The following is a 21918-nucleotide window of genomic DNA, read 5'->3' as shown; positions in this document are numbered from 1 at the left end:
CGCGGGTGCGCTCGGATGCCTTGGACGGTCGTGCGCGCAACGCTTGCGCGACCCGGCCGCGTCGCCGCCGCCCAGCCCGACGTTTCAGCGGGTCGGATTCAGCGGTTGAGGTAGCGCGTGACGGCCGGCCCGGTCACGCCGCCGATGCCGAGGCCGGCCAGCGCGCGCCACTGGCCGGCCGAGGACACCTGCTCGGCATAGGCCTCCACGCCCAGGCCGCGCGCCACTTCCACCATGGCCTGCACCAGGCGGCGGTAGCCCTCGCTGCTTTCCACGCTGGCCACGAAGGAGCCGTCGATCTTCAGGTAGTGCAGTTGCAGCTCGTGCAGCCGCGGCAGCAGCGCGAGCTGGCGGCCGAAATGCTCCACGCCCAGGCGGCAGCCGTGGCGTGCGAGCACCTGCGCGAGCATCGCCAGGGCGTCCACATGCTCTTCGAGCCCGCGCTCGCTCAGCTCGAAAGACAGCCAGTTGCATTCGGCCGGATGGCTGCGCAGCAGGGTGTCCAGGCGCGGCAGGAAGCTGGGCTCCAGCAGCGAGCGCGGCGAGAGGTTGACCGCCAGCGGCCCGGGCTGGCGCTGCAGGCTGTCCAGGGCCAGGCGGGTGGCGATCAGGTCGCATTCCTGCACCCAGCCCAGGCGCAGGGCGGCGGGCATGAACTGGCCGGCCGACAGCAGCGCGCTGCCTTCGGGCGCATCGGGCGGGGGCGTCATGCGCAGCATGGCCTCGTGGTGGATCAGCCGGCCGTCGGTCTGGCACACGGGGTAGAAGACCAGCGTGAAGCGCTGCTCCTGCAGGGCCTGTTGCAGCAGGTTGTCCCAGCCGCTTTCGCCGATCACCGGTGCCTCGCTGCCGGGCTCCGCCGCCTCGGCGATGCCGCGCACGGCGCCCTCGGCCTGCATCAGGGCGGCGTCCAGACGCGCCATCACCTCACCCGCGCTTTCGCCGCGGTGCCAGTGGCCGTGGGCGACATCGACCTGGGCGGCGGGCAGGCGTGCCCCGGCGTCGGCCCAGCCCGAGGCCGGCGCGCCCGGCGCCGGCTCGCCGACCGCCAGCGTGCCGAAGTCGCTGGGCAGGGCGCCGAATCCGGTGGGCAGGGGCGCGAAGCCGGAGGCGGGCGGTGCGAAGGCGCTGGACAGGTCGCCGTCGCGCGCATCCTGCAGCGACAGCACGGCGGCATGGGCCCGGCGTGCGAGTTCGGCCAGCTCGGCCGCGCTGCCACCGGGCCAGAGGTAGGCGAAGTCGGCCCCGTTCAGGCGGGCCAGCACCCGGTCGCCTTCGGCCGGCAGCACGCCGGAGAGCGCCTTGGCGACGGCGGCCAGCCAGCGGTCCGCGCGCTCGCGGCCGATCTGCCGGTTCAGCGCCATCAGGTTGCCCACGCGCAGCAGCAGCAGGCCGCCGGCCGGGTCCTCGGCCTCGTCGTCCAGGGCATTGCGCAGCGCGCCCATGAAGAACTCGCGGTTGGGCAGGCGGCTGACCGGGTCGCGCGTGGCTTCGGCATGCAGGCGGCGGATCTGGGCCGCCTGCTCGGTGAACATGGCGTGCACCCGCGCCACCATGCGGTTGAGCGCGCGCGCCATGCTGCGCAGCTCGGTCACGCGCGGCTCCTCGATGGTGTGGAACTGGCCGTTGCCCACCGCATCGGCCTGGTCGGCCATGTGCTTGAGGGGCCGGCGCAGCCAGCGCACCAGGGCCGTGATGCCCAGGCCCCACAGCAGGCCCGTGAGGGCCAGCAGGGCGCCCAAGAGCAGCGTGCCGCGCCAGAGGGCCACATAGGCGTACTGGGTGCTGGCGATCACCCTCACCCGGCCGGCCTGCTGCCAGCCGTTGCTCACCAGCGCCTCGCCCGGCGTGGCCTGCAGCGGCAGCAGGTGGGTGAACCAGGCCGGCACGTCCGCCCCCGGTTGCACGGCGCCGCGGTTGCGGTCGACGACGACCTGGCCCTTCACGTCGGTGTAGCGCACCTGCTGGAAGTGGCCGCTGTCGAACAGGGCATTGACCAGGGTCTCGGCCATGGCCGGGTCGTCGCCCTGCTGCGAGATGGACATGGCCAGCGAGACGGCCGCGTCCGCCCCCTGCGCGAGCAGCTGCTGCTGCAGATACAGCCGCGAGGTGGCGATGCTGACGGCCCAGGTGCCCAGCAGCACCGCGAACATGGCCAGCAGCACGCTGAGCCAGAGTCGTCTCAAGAGGGACACGGAATTTCTCCTAGGAGGGGACGGAGCCGGGGGCGGCGGCAGCCGGCGCCGGCAGGGCAGGGGACGGTCATGGGATGGCGCCCTCGGCACGCATGCGCACGAGCACGTCGCGCCAGCGGGTGAGCCGGTCCACCGGGTGGCTGGCCGCGTTGCCGGGGCCGGTGAAGATGCCTTCGGCGTTGAAGCTGAAGACGGGGGTGAGGTCGGGGCGCGAGCTGGCCGGCAGGATGCTGGAGACCAGGCTGTCGAGCACCAGCGGCACGGCCTCGGGCGTGGCGTAGTAGCTGAGCACCATGTGCGCCTGCGTGGCGCCGCCCACGCGGGCGCGCACATAGGTCAGGCGCAGACGCTCCTCGGGCACGCCCATCGCGCGCAGGGTGAAGTACTTGCCGATGACGTAGTCCTCGCAGTCGCCCCGGCCGCGGCCCAGGGTCTCGACGGGCGTCGCCCAGTAGTCCTCCTGGCCCCAGATCTCCATGTCCTCGCCGAAGCGCACCGCGCGGTTCCAGTGCTCGTTCACGCGGCGCAGCTTCTCGCGTTCGTCCAGCGTGCCTGCGCTGTCGACCAGCGTGCGCCAGGCCGTGAAGGCCTGCTGGCCCCAGGCGCCGTAGCGCTGGACCATGGTGCGCTCCATGAGCGCCGCATCCCACGCGCCGACGCCGACCGGGCCGCCCAGCGCCAGCAGCACGGCCAGGAGCAGCGCGACCCATGTCCGGCGACCCGCCACGGGTGGCGTGCGCCGGCCGGGCAACAGGGCGAAGAAGAGTTGCGTAAACACGACAGGCCGCGTGCGAGGGGGGGAGGCGGAATGGCGTCCTTCAGCGGCCCAGTGCGGAAAAGTTCCGAATGTAAGCGAAGTGTTGCAACATTCTTAACCGATCTGTTACCGATACGTAGAATAATTTATTAGATTGATGCAGCTGACCCGCCCAGCTGCGCGGTGTGCGCCAAGAAAGCCTGACAACAACCAGACACGCGCCATCTTTTTTTACAAATCCACCCGGGACCTTGATTGATCGTATGTCCATGCTGACCTTCCGCCCCGTTGCCGTGGCCGCCCTGTTGGCCTGCAGTGTCGCCGTCGCCCAGACGCCTGCCACCTCGGCGCCCGCGCCGATGCCCGCGGCGGCGCCTTCGGCTGCCGCGACCGCGCTGCCGCCGGCCTCGCTGGGCGACGCCGTCGGCCTGGCCATCAGCCGCAATCCCGAGGTGCTGGCCCGCCTGCGCATGTACCAGGCCTCCGACGCCGAGCAGGCCGTGGCGCGCAGCGCGCTGCGCCCGCAGGTGGACCTGCAGGCCTTCACCGGCTACCAGAGCAGCCGCATCAGCGGCAGCGACAGCCAGAGCTACAGCCGTCCCGGCGCCAACCTGCAGCTGCGTCAGACCCTGTTCGACGGCGGTGCCGCCTCCAGCGACACGCGCCGCGCCGGCTTTGCCAAGCTGAGCCGCTACTACGACTATCTGGCCGCCAGCGACGAAATCGCGCTGCAGGCCGTGCAGGCCTACATCGACGTGGCCCGCTACCGCGAGCTGGAGCGCCTGGCTGCCGACAACTGGGGCTTTCACAACGAGACGCGCGAGCAGCTCGACCGCCGCGCCTCCGCCGGCGTGGGCAAGCGCGTGGATCTGGAACTGGCCCAGGGCCGTGCCGCCCTGTCGCAGTCCAACTGGCTGACCGACAGCGCCAACCTGCACGACGTGACCCAGCGCTTCCAGCGCCTGGTGGGCCAGATGCCCGCGGCCCAGCTGGCGCCGGTGCCCGAGACCTCGGCCAACCTGCCGGCTGCCCAGCAGGTGCTGAACGAGGCCATGCGCCGCAACCCGGGCTTCCTGTCGGCCGTGTCGGGCATCCGCGCCGCCCGCGCCGACCTGGACGTGCGCACCGCCGCCAAGTCGCCCACCGTGGCTTTCGTGGCGCAGACCGGCACCGACAAGCAGCTGTCGGGCCTGGACACCGTGCAGCGCGTGCAGAACAGCTCGGTGCAGGTGGTGCTGAACTACAACCTCTACCGCGGCGGCGCCGACGATGCCCGCGCCCGTGCGGCGCAGGAGAACTTCTACGCCGCGCAGGACCAGCGCGACCTGGCCTGCCGCAACATCCGCCAGACCGCCACCATCGCCTACAACGACCTGCGCCGCCTGCGCGAGCAGCTCAATTACCTGGAGCAGCACCAGCTGTCCAGCGAGAAGGCGCGCGAGGCCTTCCGCCAGCAGTTCGACATCGGCCAGCGCTCGCTGCTGGACTTGCTGGACACCGAGAACGAGGTGTTCCAGGCCCGTCGCGCGGTGGTGAACGCCCGCTACGACTACCTGCTGGCCGGCTACCGCGTGCTGCAGCAGACCAACGGCCTGCTGCCCGCCATGAACCAGAAGCCGCTGATGGTCGATGCGCCCGAGGTGCCCGAGGGCGGCCAGGCCGAGGACGAGGCCGTGCTGTGCAGCACCGAGATGACGCCGCCGCAGGTGCTGGACACCGCGGCCGTGGTGGCCTCCCGGCCGCCGCTGCAGCCCACGCCGGGCCAGACCTCGCCCGCACCGCGCCCGCTGCCGGTGCCGGCTCAGACCACGCCCGACACGTCCGGCGTGGCATCCACGGTGCAGGCCTGGGCCCGCACCTGGTCGGCCAAGGACCTGAACAACTACATGGCCTTCTATTCGAGCAGCTTCCGTCCGCAGCAGGGCAGCGTGGAGGCCTGGAAGTCGCTGCGCACCTCGCGCGTGACCAAGGCCGGCCCGATCAGCGTGACGGTGGAGGACCTGCAGGTGCGCGCGGACGGCGCCAATGCCGCCCAGGCGTCCTTCAAGCAGACCTACCGCTCCAGCGACTACAACGACGTGGTCAACAAGACGCTGCGTTTCGTGCGCGAAGGCCAGGCCTGGAAGATCCAGTCCGAGGTCGCCACGCCGGCGCGCTGACACCGCGGCCCCTGTCGAGGGGCCTGCGGCAGGACGACGGGCCCTTCGGGGCCCGTTTTCTTTGGGCGCACGCACCCGGCGCGTGGCCGCCTCGAAGGGGTGCATGGATGCACCATGGAGAGAAACTGTATCCAATCCTGATGTGCACTTGAACCTCTATTTCTTCGAGAGGCTTCCTGCGATCAGAGAAAAGAGTGCATTCACGTGCTCAATGGATTGGATACAAAGTGGCACGCCCATTGCTTGAAGGCACGCATCCGGTTTCGCGCCGGTCCTGTTGTTCAACCTTCCGGGAATGCCCATGCGCCAATTCATCGCTCCCCTCCTGGTGGCCGCCGCCGCCCTGACGCCGCTGCTCGGCCAGGCACAGGACGCCATCAAGCTCGGCTACGCCAAGTGCGCGCACTGCACGCCGCTGGCCCTCACGCCGCAGAACGCCGACCCCGCCAAGGTCAAGCTCGAAGCGACCGGCTTCAACACCGGCAACGACGTGCTGACGGCCCTGCTGTCCAAGAGCATCGACGTGGCCCAGGTCACCTACCTGCACTACGCCACCGCGCTCGACAAGGGCTTCGACGTGGTCGCCATCTCGGGCCAGATCAACGGCGGCTCGCAGATCCTGGTGGGCAACGACGTGCCCGTGGCCGAGAACGACTGGGCGGGCCTGAAGAAGGTCATCGCCGAGTACAAGGCCCAGGGCAAGCCCTTCCGCGTGGCGGCCTCGCGCGGCAATGCGCAGGACATCCACATGCGCGGCGCCTTCGCCAAGCAGGGCATCGACATCAACAAGGACGTCCAGTTCATCAACATCCCCAACCCGTCGGACCATGTGCAGGCCCTGCGCCGCGGCGAGGTGGAGCTGATCTGCTCGGTCGACCCCTTCGCCACCCAGATCCGCGAAGTGAAGGCCGCCAAGTTCTTCACCTATCCCTATGACCAGGCGGCCGGCAAGCTGACCAACCTGATCGTCACCCGCTCCGACGTGATCGCCAGCAAGCCCAAGGCCGTGGAAGAGACGGTGCGCTCCATCGTCAAGGTCAACGACCTGATGATCAAGGACAAGGGCCTGTTCATCGACACCATCCAGAAGGTGACCGGCCTGGACAAGGCCATCGCCACCGGCGCCGCCGCCAACCTGTACCCGGACTACCAGATCCACCGCGCCTCGGCCGTGGCCATCGCGCAGATGATGCGCGACCTCAAGTACATCAACACCGACGTGACGGCGGCGGTCGAGAAGAACATCGACTACCGCTTCCTCGAAGCCGCGACGGGCAAGCCCAAGTCGCAGCTGGGCTACTGAGGGCAGGGGCCGACGACGATGGCGGATTCCTCCTCCACGACCACGCTGCCGGCCGCGCCGGCGCCGGCTGCCGTGATGCCGGCCTGGAAGCGGCTGTACCGGCGCGTCGAGCGCGCCATCGTGCCGGCCCTGGTGCTCATCGGCTGGGAGCTGTTCTCCCGCTCGGGCGTGCTGCCGCCCGCACTGCTGCCGGCGCCCTCGCAGGTGCTGGTGGCCTGGGCCGACTGGGTGATCGGCACCGACGGCAACACGCAGACCTATTCGGGCCGCTGGATCTTCGACGTGGCGGCCAGCGCCGGCCGCGTGTCCGCCGGCTTCGCGCTGGCGGCGGCCCTGGGCATCGGCCTGGGCATGGCCATCGGCTGGTCGCGCACCATCGAGAAGCTCATCGAGCCGCTGCTGCAGGTGCTGCGGCCGGTTCCGCCGGTCTCGTGGATCCCGTTGGCCATCATCTGGTTCGGCATCGCCAACAAGCCGGCCATCTTCCTGGTGTTCCTGGGCTCCTTCTTCCCGGTGCTGCTATCGACCATCCATGGCGTGAAGACCTGCGACCGCAACCTGCTGCGCGCGGGCGCCATGGCCGGCGGCACGCCGCGGCTGCTGCTGCGGCACATCGTGTTCCCGGCGGCGCTGCCCAGCATCTTCTCGGGCCTGCGCATCGCCATCGGCTCGGCCTGGATGCTGACCGTCACGGCCGAGATGGTGGCCGTCAAGAGCGGCGTGGGCTATGTGCTCTGGGATTCGTACTACTTCCTGCGCTACGACATCGTCATCGCCGCCATGGCCAGCATCGGCCTGCTGGGCTACTGCAGCGACTGGCTGATCAAGTTGCTGTCGGCGCGCGTGCTGCGCTGGCAGCGCGGCTCCACCCTGCAAGCGAAGGAGGGCTGACCCATGAGCCTCATCACCATCCAGAACGTCTCGCGCCATTTCGAGGACCCGCGCCGCGGCAGCGCCGTCAAGGCGCTGGACGACGTGAGCCTCAGCGTGGGCCGTAACGAGTTCCTGTGCCTGCTGGGGCCGAGCGGCTGCGGCAAGTCCACGCTCTTGAACATGATCGCGGGCTTCGACCATCCCACGCGTGGCGTGGTGGCCGTGGGCGGCCGGCCGGTGACGGCACCGGGCGTGGACCGCGGCGTGGTCTTCCAGCAGCCCACGCTGATGCCCTGGCTGCCGGTGTGGGAGAACGTGGCTTTCCACCTCACCATGCGCGGCCTGCCCAAGGCCGAGCGGCGCAAGAAGGCGCAGCACTTCATCGACATGGTGGGGCTGCGCGGCTTCGAGAACCACTTTCCCAGCGAGCTCTCGGGCGGCATGAACCAGCGTGTGGGCATCGCCCGGGCGCTGCTGATGAACCCCGAGGTGATCCTGATGGACGAGCCCTTCGGCGCGCTGGACGAGCAGACCAAGATGGACATGCATGCCGAGCTGGTGCGCATCTGGCGCGACAGCCAGAGCACCATCGTGTTCGTCACGCACGGCATCGAGGAATCGCTGGCGCTGGGCACGCACATCGCCGTGATGTCGGCGCGGCCGGGTCGCATCCGCGAGCTGATCGAGGTCGACCTGCCGCGCCCGCGCGATTCCACCAGTCCGCGCTTCAACGACTACAAGCGCCACATCCTGCAGCTGCTGCGGCCTGAAGGGGTCGTGACGCCCACCGCTGCCGCACATGGCTGAGGCTGCATCGGTCACCTTCATCACCGGCGCTGCGGGCTTCGTCGGCCTGGCGCTGGTGGAGCACCTGCTGGCCCGCGGCGAGACGGTGGTCGGCTGGGACGCGGCGCCACTGCCCGAGGCGGCGCAGCGCGCGCTGGCAGCACTGCCCGGGCGCTTCATCGCCTTGCGGGGCGACGTGGGCGATGCCGCAGCGCTGGAAGCCGCACTGGCCCAGCACCGGCCGCATCGCCTGGTGCTGCTGGCGGCCGTGACCGCGGCGGCCGAGCGCGAGCGCCGCGCGCCCGAAGGCATCTTCGCCGTCAACCTGGTGGCCGTGACCACGGCGCTGCGCCTGGCGTCCGCGCATGGCGTTCAGCGGGTGCTGCTGGCCAGCTCGGGCTCGGCCTATGGCGCCAGCGGCCGGCTGCCCGGCCTGCTGCACGAGACCGATACACCGCTGCAGCCCGAGGGGCTGTACGGCATCTCCAAGGTGGCGGCCGAGGCGGCCGCGCGGCGACTGGCCGGGCTGCTGGGCGTAGACCTGCGCATCGGCCGTCTGGGCACCTGCTTCGGTCCCTGGGAGCGCGACACCGGCGTGCGCGACACGCCCAGCGCGCCCTTGCAGGCCCTGCGTCTTCTTCGCGCCGGCCAGCCGGTGCGGTTGCCGCGCGCATTGCGGCGCGACTGGCTCTACGTGCGTGATGCGGCCGCCGCGATCACGGCGCTGCTCGATGCCGATGCGCCGACGCAGCCCATCTACAACCTGGCCGCCGGCTTCGAATGGTCGATGGCCGATTGGTGCGCGTGGCTGACCACGCAGCCGGGCTTCGAGGGCGCCGACTGGGCCATCGCCGGCGAGGGCGAGACGGCCAACGTCGACGCCTACGCCGACTACGACCGGGCCAGCATGGACATCATGGCCCTGCGCCGGGACACCGGCTTCGTGCCGCGCTACGACCTGGCGCACGCCGGTGCCGACTTCCTGGCCTGGCTGCAGCGCAGCGCGGAGCCTGCCCATGCCTGAGCACGCGTCCTCCATGCGCAGTGGCGGCCCGAGCCCCTCTCCCCTCGCGGGAGAGGGGTTGGGGAGAGGGGGCGCCCGCGCCACCACAGCCCCACGCCTGGCCCAGGCCGCCGCCCCCTCTCCCCAGCCCTCTCCCGCGAGGGGAGAGGGCGCCAACCCACACCGCCGCCGTTCGCGTCCCTGCGCGCAGCGGCAGGGCGCATCGACATGACCCCCAATCCCACCCGCCGCATGGCCGGCCGATGCTGCATCGTCACCGGCGCCGCCTCGGGCATCGGCCGTGCCATCGCGCGCCGCCTGGCCGCCGAAGGCGCCTTCGTGGTCGTCGCCGACATCACCCCGCAGCCCATCGAAGGTGGCGAGCCCACGCTCGCGGCCATCGAGGCCGAAGGCGGGCAGGCCCGCTTCGTCCATTGCGACGTGAGCCGCACCGAGCAGGTCGATGCCCTGGTGGCCGAAGCCGTGCGCTGGCAGGGCCGGCTCGACGTGCTGGTCAACAACGCCTGCATCCGCCACGCGCGGCCCTTGGCCGACATGGAGGACGCCGACTGGCAGCGCCTGCTCGACGTCAACCTCGGCGGCGTCTTCCGCGCCAGCCGCGCCGCCGTGCGGCAGATGCGCACGCAGGCCGTGGTGGACGAGGTGCGCGGCCGCATCGTCAACCTGTCGTCGCAGCACGGCCTGATCGCCGCGCCCGGCGACCTGGGCTACGGCGTCACCAAGGCCGGCATCGGCTACATGACACGGCAGGTGGCGGCCGACTATGCCGCGGAGCAGATCGCCTGCAACGCCGTGGCGCCCGGCAAGATCCAGACGGGGCAGGGCGGCCGCGCCCTCGACCCCGTGGTCATGGAGCGCGCCATCCGCCGCACGCCCTGGCCGCGCCTGGGCCGGCCCGAGGACGTGGCCGAGGCGGTGCTGTTTCTGGCCAGTTCCGAGGCGCGCTTCATCACCGGCGTCGAACTCATGGTCGACGGTGGCTGGATGGCCGCCTGACCCTTCTCTTTTCTTGAACACGAATCCCATGTCCGCCTTCGACCTCGTCATCCGCAACGCCCGCGCCGTCACGGCCAGCGACATCTTCGACTGCGACATCGCCGTGAAGGACGGCCGCATCGTGCAACTGGGCCAGGGCCTCGCCGCCGGCGCGCGCGAGATCGACGCGGCCGGCCGCCATGTGACGCCCGGCGGCGTCGACGCCCACTGCCACCTCGACCAGCCCGAGCCGCCGCCGGTGGTGATGGCCGACGACTTCGACACCGGCACGCGCTCGGCGGCCTGCGGCGGCACCACCACCGTCATTCCCTTCGCGCTGCAGCACAAGGGCCAGTCGCTGCGCGAGGCGGTGGCCGACTACCACCAGCGCGCCGAAGGCAAGGCGCATGTGGACTACAGCTTCCACCTGATCGTGAGCGACCCCACGCCGAAGGTGCTGGAGGAAGAGCTGCCCGCGCTGATCCGCGAGGGCTACACCTCGTTCAAGATCTACATGACCTACGACAGCCTGAAGCTGGACGACGGCCAGATCCTGGACGTGCTGTCGGTGGCGCGCGAGCACGGCGCCATGGCCATGATCCATGCCGAGAACGCCGACTGCATCGAATGGCTCAGCAAGCGGCTGGAGGCCGCCGGCCGCACCGCGCCGCGCTGGCATGCGCATGCGCGGTCCATGCTGGTGGAGCGCGAGGCCACGCACCGCGCCATCGCGCTGTCGGAGCTGGTGGACGTGCCCATCCTCATCGTGCACGTCTCCGGACGCGAGGCGGTGGAGCAGATCCGCTGGGCCCGCGCCCACGGGCTGAACGTCTTCGCCGAGACCTGCCCGCAGTACCTCTTCCTCACCGCCGAGGACCTGGGCATCGACGACAGCTACCACGGCGCCAAGTGCGTCTGCAGCCCGCCGCCGCGCGACAAGAGCAACCAGCAGGTGATCTGGAACGGCCTCGCCGATGGCCTGTTCACCGTGTTCTCGTCCGACCACGCGCCCTACACGTTCGACGGCACGGAGGGCAAGAAGCCGGGTGGGGAGGAGGTGGGCTTCCGCCACATTCCCAACGGCATCCCGGGCATCGAGACGCGCATGGCGCTGCTGTGGTCCGAAGGCGTGATGGCCGGGCGCATCACGCCGCAGAAGTTCGTCGAGCTGACGTCCACCAACCCGGCCAAGGCCTACGGCCTGCATCCGCGCAAGGGCAGCCTGGCGGTGGGCGCCGATGCCGACCTCGTGATCTGGGACGAGCGCGAGTTCGTGCTGACCAATGCCCAACTGCACCACGACGTCGACTACACGCCGTATGAAGGCATGCACCTGACGGCCTGGCCCGGCATGACGCTGTCGCGCGGCGAGGTGGTCTGGGACGGCAAGGACTTCAGCGGCCGCCAGGGCGCAGGGCGCTTCCTGCACTGCGGCACGCCCACGCTGGTGCCGCGCCGCCGCGGATGATCGGCCCCATGCGCATCCTCGTCATCAACCCCAATATCTCCGACAGCGTCACGGCCCTCATCGGCAGCGAGGCGGCGCGCAGCGCCAGCGCCGGCACCGAACTCACGCTGCGCACCGCGCCCTTCGGCGTGGCCTACATCGAGACCCGCTTCGAGGCCATGGTCGGCGCCTATGCGGCGGCCAACGTCGCGGCCGAGCATGCGGCGGGCCACGACGCGGTGATCGTCGCCGCCTTCGGCGACCCGGGCCTCGCGGCCCTGCGCGAGGTGCTGCCCATGCCGGTGCTGGGCCTCACCGAATCGGCCCTGGCGAGTGCGTGCCTGCTGGGGCCGCGCTTCTCGATCATCGCCATCTCGCAGCGCATCCAGGCCTGGTACCGCGAGGTGGTGCAGGCCAACGGGCTGGAAGGCCGGCTGGCCAGCATCCGCGCGCTCGACCGGCCGCTGGCGCGCATCGACGGCATCCAGGAAGACCACACCGAGGCGCTGCTCTCCCTGTGCGAGCGGGCCGTGGCCGAGGATGGTGCCGATGTGCTGATCCTGGCCGGCGCGCCGCTGGCGGGGCTGGCGCGCCAGCTGGCCGGGCGCCTGCCGGTGCCGGTGGTCGACGGTGTCTCCAGCGCCGTGCGGCAGGCCGAGATGCTGCACGGCCTGCAGCCGGGCACGGCCCGGCGCGGCAGCATGGCGCCGCCGCCGGTCAAGCCGCACCAGGGCCTGCCGCCGGCGCTTGCCGCGCTGCTCGAGGCGGCGCAGGCCCGCAGCGCGTCGGCCTGAGCCAGCCGGGCGCGGACGGCGGCGTCCGACAGACCGGCTGGGGGCTCGGCGGCAGGCTGCCGCCAGCGGCATCGCCGCAAGGAGCCTCCCCATGAAGATCAAGACACCCCTGCTGCTCGGCCTGCTGGCCGTCACCCTGACGGGCTGCATCGTCGCGCCTCCACCGCCTCCGCCCTCGGGACCGCCCCCAGGCGCCTACCGCGACCGGGACCGCGATGGCATGCCCAACCGCTACGACCGTGACCGCGATGGCGACGGCGTGCCCAACCGCTACGACGCGCGCCCCAACGATCCGCGCTACCGCTGACCCGGTGCGCGCCGCGGGGCGCGCGCCTACCATGCAGGGCTGTCCCTAGGAGACTCCCTGCATGACCCCGCTCTTTCCCGGATTCGAAGAACGCCGCGTCGACGTCGGCGACGGCATCGAGATCGCCGCCACCATCGGCGGCTCCGGCCCCCCGCTGCTGCTGCTGCACGGCCATCCGCAGACCCGCGCCATCTGGCACAAGGTGGCGCCCACGCTGGCGCAGCACTACACCCTGGTCGCTGCCGACATCCGCGGCTATGGCGACTCCTCCAAGCCCGCCGGTCTGCCCGACCACGCCAACTACGCCAAGCGCGCCATGGCGCAGGACCAGGTGACGCTGATGCGCACGCTGGGCTTCGAGCGCTTCCTCGTCCTCGCGCATGACCGTGGCGCCCGCGTGGCCCACCGGCTGGCCATGGACCATGCGCAGGCCGTGCGTCGCCTGGTGACGCTGGACATTGCGCCCACGCTCGCCATGTACGAGCAGACCAACGAGGCCTTCGCGCGCGCCTACTGGCACTGGTTCTTCCTGATCCAGCCGGCGCCGCTGCCCGAGCGACTGATCGAGGCCGACCCGGCCCGCTACATCACCGACCTGATGGGCAAACGCAGCGCCGGCCTGGCCCCCTTCGACCCGCGCGCCCTGGCCGAGTACCAGCGCTGCATCGCACTGCCCGGCGCCGCGCATGCCACCTGCGAGGACTACCGCGCGGCGGCCACCATCGACCTGCAGCACGACCGGGCCGACCGCGAGGCCGGCCGCAAGCTCACGATGCCGCTGCTCGCGCTGTGGGGCGAGGAGGGCGTGGTGCACCGCTGCTTCCAGCCCCTGGCTGAATGGCAGCGCGTGGCGCTGGATGTGCAGGGCGGCCCGCTGCCCTGCGGCCACTACATCGCCGAAGAAGCGCCCGAGGCGCTGCTGGCGCGGGTGATGCCGTTCCTGGCTGCGGCCGAATAGACCCGCCTCGCAGCCGGCGTTGGGCGCAGGAAGGCGCCTGGGCTGATGGGGCGGGCGGCTGCCGTCGCCAAGCCCCTTGCGGGCTCAGTTCCCCGTCAGTGATGTTTTCGAGAATCACTCGCATTCTCTTTTCTCATCTCTGACGGGAGGTTGTTCGTGGGAGCGTTCAAGCGAATCAGCAGGGCGGCGGCTGCGTGCGCGGTCGGTGCCGCGGCGGTGGCGGGCCTGCCCGCGCAGGCGGGCGAGGGCGCCTTCGGCTGGGTCTACACGCTGGACCTGCAGCCCAAGGGCACGGCGGAATTCGAGCAGAAGGTGGACGTCACGCATGGCCAGGCCGCCGGCCGCTACGACTTCGGCCTGTACCGCTCCGAGCTGGAGTACGGCATCACCAACGACCTGCAGATCGGCGGCTACCTGAACGCCGCGTCGATCAGCGCGCACAACAACTATCTCAGCCCCGAGACCTGCGACCACATTCCCTGCACCGCCGGCTTCGGCGTGCCCAGCACGGCCAACACCAGCGATCCCTACAGCTACCGCCGCTTCGATGGCGCCTCCATCGAAGGCATCTGGCGCATCACCAACCCGGTCACCTCGCCGGTGGGCATCGGCCTGTACGTGGAGCCCACCTGGGGCAAGCTGGAAGACGAGCTCGAGTTCCGGCTGATCGCGCAGTCCAACTTCCTCGACGACCGGCTGGTACTGGCGGCCAACCTGCTGGTGGAGATCGAGAAGGAGAAGTACGACCCGGCCGGCATCATCAAGAACTCGATGGCCGACCTGCTGTATGGCGTCAGCTATCGCTTCGCGCCGAAGTGGACGGCCGGCGTGGAGGGCCGCTTCCACACCGACCACGACGGCTACCACTTCAACAAGCACACGCAGACGGCCAACTTCATCGGCCCCAACATCCATTACGCCGAGCGCAGCTGGTGGGTGACGGCCGCCTGGCGCCACCAGATCGGCGGCCACTGCTATGCCGATGGAACCGCCGACTGTTCGCTGGGCAAGGTGTGGGACAACCATGGCCGCAACCAGGTGGTCGTGAAGCTGGGGATCCCGCTGGAATGACGCGCATGCAATGGAAGCCGGCCGCGCTGATGCCGCTGGCGGCGCTGGGCGCGGCGCTGGCGCCCACGGCGCCGGTCTATGCGGCGGCCCGCATCTACGTGTCGGTCGAGCAGGCCCAGCGCGACCTGTTCGGCAGCCAGGCGCTCACGGCCTTTCCGGTGGCCCTGACGCCGGCCCAGCAGGACGAGGTGCGCGCGGCCTCGTCCGTGGCCCATCCCTTCCAGGGCAACCGCATCTGGAAGGCCGCCGATGGCGGCTGGTTCGTGGTGGACGAGGTGGTGGGCAAGCACGAGATGATCACCTACGCCGTGGCGCTGGACGCCCAGGGCCGCGTGCGCCGCGTGGAGGTGCTGGAGTACCACGAGTCCTACGGCTACGAGGTGGCCGAGCCGCAGTGGCTGCACCAGTTCGAGGGCAAGGATGGCGCCGCCCCGCTCAAGCTCGGCAAGGACGTGGAGAACATCTCCGGGGCCACGCTGTCGGCCAAGCACCTGACCGATGGCGTCAAGCGCGTGCTGGCGGTGTATGGGCAGGTGCTGCGTGGCCGCTAGCGCCCAGGCAGTGCGCGCTCCATCGCCGCGTGCAGGTCGCCATGGCGCGGCCGTGCCGGTGCCGGCTGTGGCCCCTGTCCGCCGCTGCCGGCCGGCGATGGGCACCTATGTCGAAGTCATGGCCGAGCCGGCGGCCGGCGTGTCGGCCGCCGAGGTGCTGGGCGCCGTGGAGGCGGCCTATGCCGCCATCGAACGCGTGGAGGCCCGCATGTCGCCGCACCGGCCGGATTCGGACCTCTGCCGCATCGCCACGGCCGCGGCTGGCGCGGTGCTGGCGATCGACCCCTGGACCTGGGAGGTGCTGGCCCTGGCCGCTCGCCTCCACCACGCGTCCGCGGGACTTTTCGACTGTGCGGCGGATGCGGGCCGGCCGGGGGCCAGCCAGGGGGGGCTGCAGCTCCTGCCCGCCGCGCGGGTGCGGGTGGGCGCGCCGGTGCGCCTCGACCTGGGCGGCATCGCCAAGGGCCATGCCGTGGATCGCGCCGTGGCGGCGCTGCGCGCGGCGGGCATCCGCCAGGGCCGGGTCAACGCAGGCGGCGACCTGCGTGTGCTGGGCCCGGTGCCCCAGCCCATCCATGTGCGTGATCCGTCAGCGCCCGGCCGGCTGAGGCACCTGGGGGACCTGGCCGATGGCGCGGTCGCCACCTCGGCGCCCGGTGCCGGCGCGCGCCTTCAGGCCCAGCCCCTGCGGTCCGCCATCGTTGACCCGCGCAGCGGGCAGGCGCTGGCCGGCAGCGCCAACTACACCGTGGTGGCGCCCACCTGCGCGCTGGCCGACGGCCTGACCAAGGTGCTGGCGCTGGGCGGCGCCCAGGCCCACGGCTGCCTGGCGGCCTTCGGTGCGCAAGGATGGGTGCTGTGACGCGGCAAGGCCGGCCACACGCCAGCCGCATCGGCCGCCTGCCGCGCTGGCAGCGGCGCAGCCTGTACGGGGTGCTCGGACTGTGCGCCGCCTCGGGCGTGGGCTGGTTCCTGCTGCTGGATGCATGGCACTGGCTGCCGCCGCAGCTCACGGCATGGTGGATCGTGCATGGGCTCACCGGTGCGCTCAGTCTGGTGGCACTGGGCAGCGTGCTGCCGCATCACGTGGTGGTGGCCTGGAAGGCGCGGCGCAACCGCGCTGCCGGGGCCTGCGCCCTGGGCCTGTTCGCGGCGGCGGCGCTGACGGCGTTGGCACTGCTCTACGGCGCGGAGGAATGGCGCGACGGCGTGCATGTCGCCCATGTCGCGCTGGGCCTGGCCGTTACCGCGGCGCTGCCCTGGCACCTGTGGCGCGGGCGGCGCCGCGCCCGGTCGGACTGACTGGCGCGCGGGCCCGGTTGCCAAAGTGTGAGCGTCTTTCTCAATGCTTGAACCCGGACTCCCGTTGGGCCCGCAGTGCAAGGACGAAGATGGTGTCGACGGAGGCGACGTACCGGTACAGCGCCACATACCCACGGCTGCCCTTGCCGATGACGAGTTCACGCTTGCCGTCCTTGACCGGACGGCCAATGGCTGGGCTGTGTGCGAGGACGTCGAAGGCTTCGAGGATCTCCTGCATCCGCTCACGTGGTCCGTCAGCGCTGTGCTGCTCAAGGTGTTCGACGAAACGCTCCAGATCGTCCAGCACCTCGGGCGCCAGTTCGATACGGGTCACGGCGACGTTCAGCGTGGCGTCTTGCGGGCGGACGGGCGAGCGGCCTTCTGCCCGGCGGCCCGTGCCTGGATGTAGGCCTTGGCTTCCGACCAGGGCACCGTTGCCCCTGTGCGCTGAACCTTCGCCCAACGCTCTTCGGCGATGCGGTGCATTTCGGCATCGATCTCGTCGTGTTCGACGGTGTTCGCCAGCGCGTCGAGGATGAAGGCGTGTGGCGATTTGCCGGCGCGCGCTGCCGCCTGGGCGATGCGCGCCTTCAGCTGTTCTTCAAGGCGGATGGTGGTGGTGGACATGGGAGGGCGCTCCGATGGGCTGTAGCATGATTGTGTCACGCAGCCCCGCTTCACGACTTTGTCGATGTGCTGGCCGATCCGGCCGAGACCCTAGGGATGCGCTTCACGAATCGAGCGGCAAGTCGGCGCTGCGGATCGGGATGCGCTGCGAGGCGCAAAGCGCAGCAATAGCCCGGCTATTGCGAGCATTTGCAACGACGCAGATCGCCCGAGTCCGCAGATGCCCACGGCGCGCGCATTCGTGAAGAGCGTCCCTAAGCAGCGCGTCTCCACCGCGGCAGCCGCACCAGCCCGCTCGACAGCGCCACCCCGCACACGATCACCAGCGCGCATCCCAGCATCCAGGCCGTCACCCGCTCGCCCAGCAGCAGCCAGCCGTAGAAGACGGCGAACACCGGCACCAGGAAGGTCACGGTCAGCGCCTTGGCCGGCCCCGCGCGGGCGATCAGGCGGAAGAACAGGATGTAGGCCAGCCCGGTGCAGGCCACGCCCAGGGCCACCAGGGCCAGCCAGGCGCGCAGGCCGGGCATCTGGCTGGGCCAGCTGAGTGTGGCGGGCACCACCAGCAGGGCCGTCGCGCCGATCTGGCTGCCCGCGGCATTGACCAGCGGCGGCACCGGCTGCAGCCAGCGCCGGGCCGCGCTGGCCGACAGGCCATAGCAGAGGCAGGCGCCCAGGCAGGCCAGCACGGCCCACAGCGTGCGCCAGTCGCCCGCGCCGGTGTGCAGGCCGGTGGAGCCGCTGGCCAGCAGCGCCACGCCCACGAAGCCGACCACCAGCCCCAGTGCCCGCGAGCCGTCCGGCCGGTCGCCGAAGACGGCCCACGCCACCAGCGCGCCGAACATCGGCACCGTGGCGTTGATCACCGCCGCCAGGCCGGTGGGAATGGTCAGCAGAGCGAAGGAGAAGAGCGCGAAGGGCAGGCCCGAATTGAGCATGCCCACGCCGCTGGTCACCCGCCAGTGGCGGCGCAGGTCGGCGCCCTGGCCACGCAGCAGCACCAGCGGCACCAGCACCAGCGCGGCGATGCCGACGCGCATGGCCGCCACCGGCAGCGCGCCGAACTCGGCGGCCCCGACGCGCATGAAGAGGAAGGAGGCGCCCCACAGCGCCGCCAGCAGCACGAGGTCGATCAGCCAGGGGCGTGATGCAGAACGCGGCGGACTCACGCCACCTCCTGCGTTCGCTCGCGCGCGGTCGGGGCGTTGCCGACCCGCCTCGCGGTCGGCCCTCGGTCCTCCGGTGGCAGCGCGACGCCTTCCAGCGTGAGCAGCGCGCGCTTGCGCTCCAGCCCGCCCGCGTAGCCGGTCAGGCTGCCGTCCGCGCCGATGACCCGGTGGCAGGGCACGATCACACTGACCGGATTGCGCCCCACGGCGGCCCCGACGGCGCGCATGGCGGCCGGCCGACCGAGCGCGAGGCCCAGGGCGCCGTAGCTGTGCGTGCCGCCACGTGGAATCGCGAGCAGGGCGCGCCACACCGCCTGCTGGAAAGGCGTGCCGCGCGACAGGTCCAGCGGCAGCTCGAAGCCGGTCCGCCGGCCTGCCAGGTAGTCCTGCAACTGACCGGCGGCGTCCTGCAGGAGCGCATGGCCCGGATCGGGCTCCCAGCCGGTGGTGTCGGGATGGTGGCGCTGTGCGTCGAACCACAGGCCGGCCAGGCCGTCGGCGCTGGCGGCCAGCAGCACGCCGCCGAGAGGCGTGTCGATGTGGCAGGTGCGCAGCGCGACGGGGCGGGCGCGGAAAGGGACAGGAATCATGAGAGGTCCTTCGTGGAGGGAGGCGCGGCCAGGCCGTGCCAGGCGGCGAGCACCGCGTAGCTGCGCCACGGCCGCCAGGCCTGCGACGCGGCCTCGGCGGCGCGGGCCTGGGTCACGCCCAGGGCCTTCTGCAGCGCGATGTCGCCGGCGGGAAAGGCGTCGGGCCAGCGCAGTGCGCGCATGGCGATGTACTGCGCGGTCCAGGCGCCGATGCCGGGCAGGGCCTGCAGGGCGGCGCAGGTGCGCTGGGGCTCGGCGCCGGCATGCAGCGCCAGCCGGCCGTCCAGCACGGCTTCGGCCAATGCGCGCAGGGCGGCCTGCCGCTGGCGCACCAGGCCCAGCCGGCCGAGTGTTTCGCCATCGACGGCCGCCAGTGCGGCAGGTGTGGGGAACAGGCGATCCAGCCCCTCGAAAGGCGTGGCGACGGGCTCGCCCAGCGCCTGCACCAGCCGGCTGCCCAGCGTGCGGGCGGCGGCCACGGTGATCTGCTGGCCCAGCACGGCGCGCACCGCCAGCTCGAAGCCGTCGAGCGTGCCCGGCACGCGCAGGCCTTCGGCGGCGGGGAAGTGCGGGCCCAGCACGGCATGGATGGCGGCTGGGTCGGCATCGAGGTCGAGCAGCGCGCGCACGCGGCTGGCAAGGATCGGCAGCACGGGCGCCAGCGATTCGGCGAGCGTGAGTCGAACCTGCGAGGCCGGCAGGTCGAAGCCCAGTGCCAGCCAGCCGGTCTGCGCGCCAATGCGCACCGTGCGGACGAAGCGGCCATCGGCGTCGAGCCGCTCCACGCCGGCCAGGGCGCGGCGGCCCAGGAATTCGCGCAGCGTCGCCAGGTCGTAGGGCGGGCGGAAGCCCAGCCGCACCGTGAGCGAGGCGCCGCCGACGTCGCCCTGGGCCTCGCCCTCGCGGGCGCGGCGCAGGTCGCGCGGGTTCAGGCCGTAGCGCTCGGCAAAGGCGGCATTGAAGCGCCGCACGCTGCCGAAGCCGCTGGCCCGGGCCACCTCGGCCACGGGCAGTCGCGTGTCGGCCAGCAACTGCTTGGCGGCCAGCAGGCGCCGCGTCTGCAGGTACTGCAGCGGCGAGACGCCGAATTCGGCCTCGAACAGCCGGCGCAGGTGGCGGTCGCTCACGCCCAGGCGCTCGGCCATGCGGGCCACCATGCGGCCGGGCTGCGCGTCGGCGTCGTCCGCCCACAGTTCGGGCTCGTCCATCAGGCGGGCGGCCTGCCGCGCGAGGATGCGCGAGGCATCCTCGGTGCTCCATGCCGGCGCACCGCCGGCGCGCGGCGCCAATTCGGGCCGGCAGCGCAGGCAAGGCCGGAAGCCCGCCGCCTCGGCCTGCGCCGCGTGCCGGTAGAAGCAGCAGTTCTCGCGCCGCGGCAGGCGCACGCGGCACACCGGCCGGCAGTAGATGCCGGTGCTCGTCACGGCCGTGAAGAAGGCGCCGTCGAAGCGTGCGTCGCGCGTCTTCAACGCCAGGTAACAGGCGTCGCCTTCGGTATCCGCCAAGGCGTCGGGCCGGGTGTTCATGCAGGGCATGCTACCTGTGCGAAGCCACCCAAATGCGCCATTTCCGGACATGCGAGCCGCGAGGGGCGGTGCCTACAATCGCCGCCGTCACTTTTGTTGTCATTTCCTCCCCCTCCCTGCCATGCAACTCAGCCCCTCGATCTTCAAGGCGTACGACATCCGCGGCATCGTGCCGAGCACCCTGGATGCGGAGGTGGCCGAGGCGCTGGGACGCGCATTCGGCAGCGCCGCACGAGCCGCTGGCGAGCGCGCAGTGGCCGTGGGGCGTGATGGCCGCCTGTCCGGTCCGAGCCTGGCCGAGGCGCTGATCCGCGGCCTGGTGGCCACGGGGGTGGAGGTGATCGACATCGGCGCCGTGACGACGCCCATGCTGTACTTCGCGGCCAACACGCTGTGCACCTCGGGCATCCAGGTCACGGGCAGCCACAACCCGAAGGACTACAACGGCTTCAAGATGGTGCTGGCCGGCCGCGCCATCTACGGCGACGAGATCCAGGGCCTGCGCAAGGTCATGGAAGACGGCAGCGCCCAGCTGGCCGAAGGCGGCAGCGTCCGCCAGGTCGACGTGCTGCCCGCGTACGTGGCGCGCATCACCGGCGACATCAAGCTGCAGCGCCCGCTCAAGATCGTGGTCGACTCCGGCAACGGCATCGCCGGCGCCTCGGCCCCCGCCATCTACCGCGCCATCGGCTGCGAGGTGATCGAGCTGTTCAGCGAGGTGGACGGCAACTTCCCCAACCACCATCCCGACCCGAGCAAGCCCGACAACCTCAAGGACCTGATCAAGGCCCTGCAGACCACCGACGCCGAACTGGGCCTGGCCTTCGACGGCGACGGCGACCGCCTGGGCATCGTCACCAAGGACGGCAACAACATCTTCCCGGACCGCCAGATGATGCTGTTCGCCAAGGACGTGCTCTCGCGCGTGCCGGGCGGCACCATCGTCTACGACGTCAAGTGCACGCAGCGCCTGGCGCCGGCCATCGAGGCCGCGGGCGGCCAGCCGCTGATCTACAAGACCGGCCACTCGCTCATCAAGGCCAAGATGAAGGAGCTCGACTCGCCCCTGGGCGGCGAGATGAGCGGCCACATCTTCTTCAAGGAGCGCTGGTTCGGCTTCGACGACGGCACCTACGCCGGCTGCCGCCTGCTGGAGATCCTGTCGGCCCATCCGAACGCCAGCGAGGTGCTCAACGCGCTGCCCACCAGCTTCTCCACGCCCGAGCTCAACGTGAAGTGCAACGAGGGTGAGCCGCACAAGCTGGTCGAGGAGATGAAGGCCAAGGCGAAGTTCGACGCCGACGCCAAGGTCTCGACCATCGACGGCATCCGCGTCGACTGGGCCGACGGCTTCGGCCTGGTGCGCGCCTCCAACACCACGCCGGTGCTGGTGCTGCGCTTCGAAGGCCAGACGCAGGACGCCCTGCACCGCATCGAGGCCACCATGACGGCGCTGCTCAAGTCGGTCAAGCCCGACGCGAGCTTCGCGGAGGCGGCGCACTGA

General features: G+C 71.3%; 22 protein-coding genes. 15 read left to right on the top strand and 7 right to left on the bottom strand.

Annotated features, from left to right (window positions below; genetic code table 11):
• Positions 1-98: 98 nt before the first annotated feature.
• A complete protein-coding gene (locus L0984_RS03985) occupies positions 99-2195 on the bottom strand; it encodes a bifunctional diguanylate cyclase/phosphodiesterase (protein WP_234192439.1) in 2097 nt (698 codons plus the stop codon).
• 67 nt (positions 2196-2262) lie between these two features.
• The gene (locus tag L0984_RS03980; RefSeq protein ID WP_234192438.1) at positions 2263-2973 is read right to left on the bottom strand and encodes a transglutaminase-like cysteine peptidase; all 711 of its coding nucleotides are present in this window, start codon (positions 2971-2973) and stop codon (positions 2263-2265) included.
• Positions 2974-3221: 248 nt separating this feature from the next.
• On the opposite strand from L0984_RS03980, the gene L0984_RS03975 reads away from it, so the two are divergent.
• From L0984_RS03975 to L0984_RS03910, 14 genes are all read left to right on the top strand, one after another.
• Positions 3222-5111, top strand: a complete 1890-nt coding sequence (locus L0984_RS03975; protein ID WP_234192437.1) for a TolC family outer membrane protein — start codon at positions 3222-3224, stop codon at positions 5109-5111.
• A 301-nt stretch (positions 5112-5412) separates the two neighbouring features.
• On the top strand, positions 5413-6414 hold the full coding sequence (locus tag L0984_RS03970; RefSeq protein ID WP_234192436.1) for an ABC transporter substrate-binding protein: 1002 nt from the start codon (positions 5413-5415) through the stop codon (positions 6412-6414).
• A 75-nt stretch (positions 6415-6489) separates the two neighbouring features.
• On the top strand, positions 6490-7305 hold the full coding sequence (locus tag L0984_RS03965; RefSeq protein ID WP_234192778.1) for an ABC transporter permease: 816 nt from the start codon (positions 6490-6492) through the stop codon (positions 7303-7305).
• Positions 7306-7308: 3 nt separating this feature from the next.
• Positions 7309-8094: an ABC transporter ATP-binding protein gene (locus L0984_RS03960; RefSeq protein ID WP_234192435.1), complete on the top strand. Its 786-nt coding sequence runs from the start codon at positions 7309-7311 to the stop codon at positions 8092-8094.
• Positions 8087-9097, top strand: coding sequence for an NAD-dependent epimerase/dehydratase family protein (locus L0984_RS03955; RefSeq protein WP_234192434.1), 1011 nt, complete (start codon positions 8087-8089; stop codon positions 9095-9097). Before L0984_RS03960 ends, L0984_RS03955 begins: the two co-directional genes overlap by 8 nt.
• Positions 9098-9304: 207 nt before the next feature.
• Positions 9305-10093: an SDR family NAD(P)-dependent oxidoreductase gene (locus tag L0984_RS03950; RefSeq protein ID WP_234192433.1), complete on the top strand. Its 789-nt coding sequence runs from the start codon at positions 9305-9307 to the stop codon at positions 10091-10093.
• A 28-nt stretch (positions 10094-10121) separates the two neighbouring features.
• Complete coding sequence (gene hydA / locus L0984_RS03945; protein WP_234192432.1) at positions 10122-11540, top strand: dihydropyrimidinase; 1419 nt, start codon at positions 10122-10124, stop codon at positions 11538-11540.
• A gap of 8 nt (positions 11541-11548) precedes the next feature.
• Entirely contained in the window at positions 11549-12313 is a 765-nt protein-coding gene (locus L0984_RS03940) for an aspartate/glutamate racemase family protein (protein WP_234192431.1), read from the top strand.
• Between the two features lie 91 nt (positions 12314-12404).
• A complete protein-coding gene (locus L0984_RS03935) occupies positions 12405-12620 on the top strand; it encodes a hypothetical protein (RefSeq protein WP_017762240.1) in 216 nt (71 codons plus the stop codon).
• A gap of 61 nt (positions 12621-12681) precedes the next feature.
• A complete protein-coding gene (locus L0984_RS03930) occupies positions 12682-13578 on the top strand; it encodes an alpha/beta fold hydrolase (RefSeq protein WP_234192430.1) in 897 nt (298 codons plus the stop codon).
• A 216-nt stretch (positions 13579-13794) separates the two neighbouring features.
• Positions 13795-14649 (top strand): DUF6662 family protein, encoded by an 855-nt coding sequence (locus L0984_RS03925; RefSeq protein ID WP_234192429.1) that lies wholly within the window; start codon positions 13795-13797, stop codon positions 14647-14649.
• 5 nt (positions 14650-14654) lie between these two features.
• The gene (locus L0984_RS03920; RefSeq protein WP_234192428.1) at positions 14655-15200 is read left to right on the top strand and encodes an FMN-binding protein; all 546 of its coding nucleotides are present in this window, start codon (positions 14655-14657) and stop codon (positions 15198-15200) included.
• 97 nt (positions 15201-15297) lie between these two features.
• The gene (locus tag L0984_RS03915; protein WP_234192427.1) at positions 15298-16062 is read left to right on the top strand and encodes an FAD:protein FMN transferase; all 765 of its coding nucleotides are present in this window, start codon (positions 15298-15300) and stop codon (positions 16060-16062) included.
• Positions 16059-16502 carry a hypothetical protein gene (locus tag L0984_RS03910; protein ID WP_234192426.1) on the top strand — a complete coding sequence of 148 codons (444 nt, stop codon included), beginning with the start codon at positions 16059-16061 and terminating at the stop codon, positions 16500-16502. Before L0984_RS03915 ends, L0984_RS03910 begins: the two co-directional genes overlap by 4 nt.
• 40 nt (positions 16503-16542) lie before the next feature.
• On the opposite strand, the gene L0984_RS03905 is transcribed toward L0984_RS03910, so the two are convergent.
• The 5 genes from L0984_RS03905 to L0984_RS03885 form a co-directional block, all read right to left on the bottom strand.
• Positions 16543-16836: a type II toxin-antitoxin system RelE/ParE family toxin gene (locus tag L0984_RS03905; protein ID WP_234192425.1), complete on the bottom strand. Its 294-nt coding sequence runs from the start codon at positions 16834-16836 to the stop codon at positions 16543-16545.
• 8 nt (positions 16837-16844) lie between these two features.
• A complete protein-coding gene (locus L0984_RS03900) occupies positions 16845-17129 on the bottom strand; it encodes a ribbon-helix-helix protein, CopG family (RefSeq protein ID WP_234192424.1) in 285 nt (94 codons plus the stop codon).
• Between the two features lie 254 nt (positions 17130-17383).
• On the bottom strand, positions 17384-18298 hold the full coding sequence (locus L0984_RS03895) for a DMT family transporter (protein ID WP_234192423.1): 915 nt from the start codon (positions 18296-18298) through the stop codon (positions 17384-17386).
• The gene (locus L0984_RS03890; protein ID WP_234192422.1) at positions 18295-18888 is read right to left on the bottom strand and encodes a methylated-DNA--[protein]-cysteine S-methyltransferase; all 594 of its coding nucleotides are present in this window, start codon (positions 18886-18888) and stop codon (positions 18295-18297) included. Before L0984_RS03890 ends, L0984_RS03895 begins: the two co-directional genes overlap by 4 nt.
• Positions 18885-20423, bottom strand: coding sequence for an AlkA N-terminal domain-containing protein (locus tag L0984_RS03885; RefSeq protein ID WP_234192421.1), 1539 nt, complete (start codon positions 20421-20423; stop codon positions 18885-18887). Before L0984_RS03885 ends, L0984_RS03890 begins: the two co-directional genes overlap by 4 nt.
• Before the next feature lie 112 nt (positions 20424-20535).
• Here L0984_RS03885 and L0984_RS03880 point away from each other — a divergent pair, with 112 nt between their 5' ends.
• A complete protein-coding gene (locus tag L0984_RS03880; protein WP_234192420.1) occupies positions 20536-21918 on the top strand; it encodes a phosphomannomutase/phosphoglucomutase in 1383 nt (460 codons plus the stop codon).

Origin of the sequence: Pseudacidovorax sp. NFM-22, from assembly GCF_021401245.1 — a bacterium.
Lineage (GTDB): Bacteria > Pseudomonadota > Gammaproteobacteria > Burkholderiales > Burkholderiaceae_C > Xenophilus.
Note: the sequence above shows the minus strand (reverse complement) of the source record. Positions and strands in the feature narration are given on the sequence as shown.

What these genes read in the sequence shown, in the direction of transcription:
- L0984_RS03975 (WP_234192437.1), top strand. Translation starts at nt 3,222, where the DNA reads ATGCTGACCTTCCGCCCCGTTGCCGTGGCCGCCCTGTTGGCCTGCAGT.
- L0984_RS03955 (WP_234192434.1), top strand. Translation starts at nt 8,087, where the DNA reads ATGGCTGAGGCTGCATCGGTCACCTTCATCACCGGCGCTGCGGGCTTC.
- L0984_RS03900 (WP_234192424.1), bottom strand. Translation starts at nt 17,129, where the DNA reads ATGTCCACCACCACCATCCGCCTTGAAGAACAGCTGAAGGCGCGCATC.
- L0984_RS03970 (WP_234192436.1), top strand. Translation starts at nt 5,413, where the DNA reads ATGCGCCAATTCATCGCTCCCCTCCTGGTGGCCGCCGCCGCCCTGACG.
- L0984_RS03920 (WP_234192428.1), top strand. Translation starts at nt 14,655, where the DNA reads ATGCAATGGAAGCCGGCCGCGCTGATGCCGCTGGCGGCGCTGGGCGCG.
- L0984_RS03890 (WP_234192422.1), bottom strand. Translation starts at nt 18,888, where the DNA reads ATGATTCCTGTCCCTTTCCGCGCCCGCCCCGTCGCGCTGCGCACCTGC.
- L0984_RS03940 (WP_234192431.1), top strand. Translation starts at nt 11,549, where the DNA reads ATGCGCATCCTCGTCATCAACCCCAATATCTCCGACAGCGTCACGGCC.
- L0984_RS03930 (WP_234192430.1), top strand. Translation starts at nt 12,682, where the DNA reads ATGACCCCGCTCTTTCCCGGATTCGAAGAACGCCGCGTCGACGTCGGC.
- L0984_RS03880 (WP_234192420.1), top strand. Translation starts at nt 20,536, where the DNA reads ATGCAACTCAGCCCCTCGATCTTCAAGGCGTACGACATCCGCGGCATC.
- L0984_RS03915 (WP_234192427.1), top strand. Translation starts at nt 15,298, where the DNA reads ATGGGCACCTATGTCGAAGTCATGGCCGAGCCGGCGGCCGGCGTGTCG.
- L0984_RS03950 (WP_234192433.1), top strand. Translation starts at nt 9,305, where the DNA reads ATGACCCCCAATCCCACCCGCCGCATGGCCGGCCGATGCTGCATCGTC.
- L0984_RS03885 (WP_234192421.1), bottom strand. Translation starts at nt 20,423, where the DNA reads ATGCCCTGCATGAACACCCGGCCCGACGCCTTGGCGGATACCGAAGGC.
- L0984_RS03935 (WP_017762240.1), top strand. Translation starts at nt 12,405, where the DNA reads ATGAAGATCAAGACACCCCTGCTGCTCGGCCTGCTGGCCGTCACCCTG.
- L0984_RS03960 (WP_234192435.1), top strand. Translation starts at nt 7,309, where the DNA reads ATGAGCCTCATCACCATCCAGAACGTCTCGCGCCATTTCGAGGACCCG.
- L0984_RS03965 (WP_234192778.1), top strand. Translation starts at nt 6,490, where the DNA reads ATGCCGGCCTGGAAGCGGCTGTACCGGCGCGTCGAGCGCGCCATCGTG.
- hydA (WP_234192432.1), top strand. Translation starts at nt 10,122, where the DNA reads ATGTCCGCCTTCGACCTCGTCATCCGCAACGCCCGCGCCGTCACGGCC.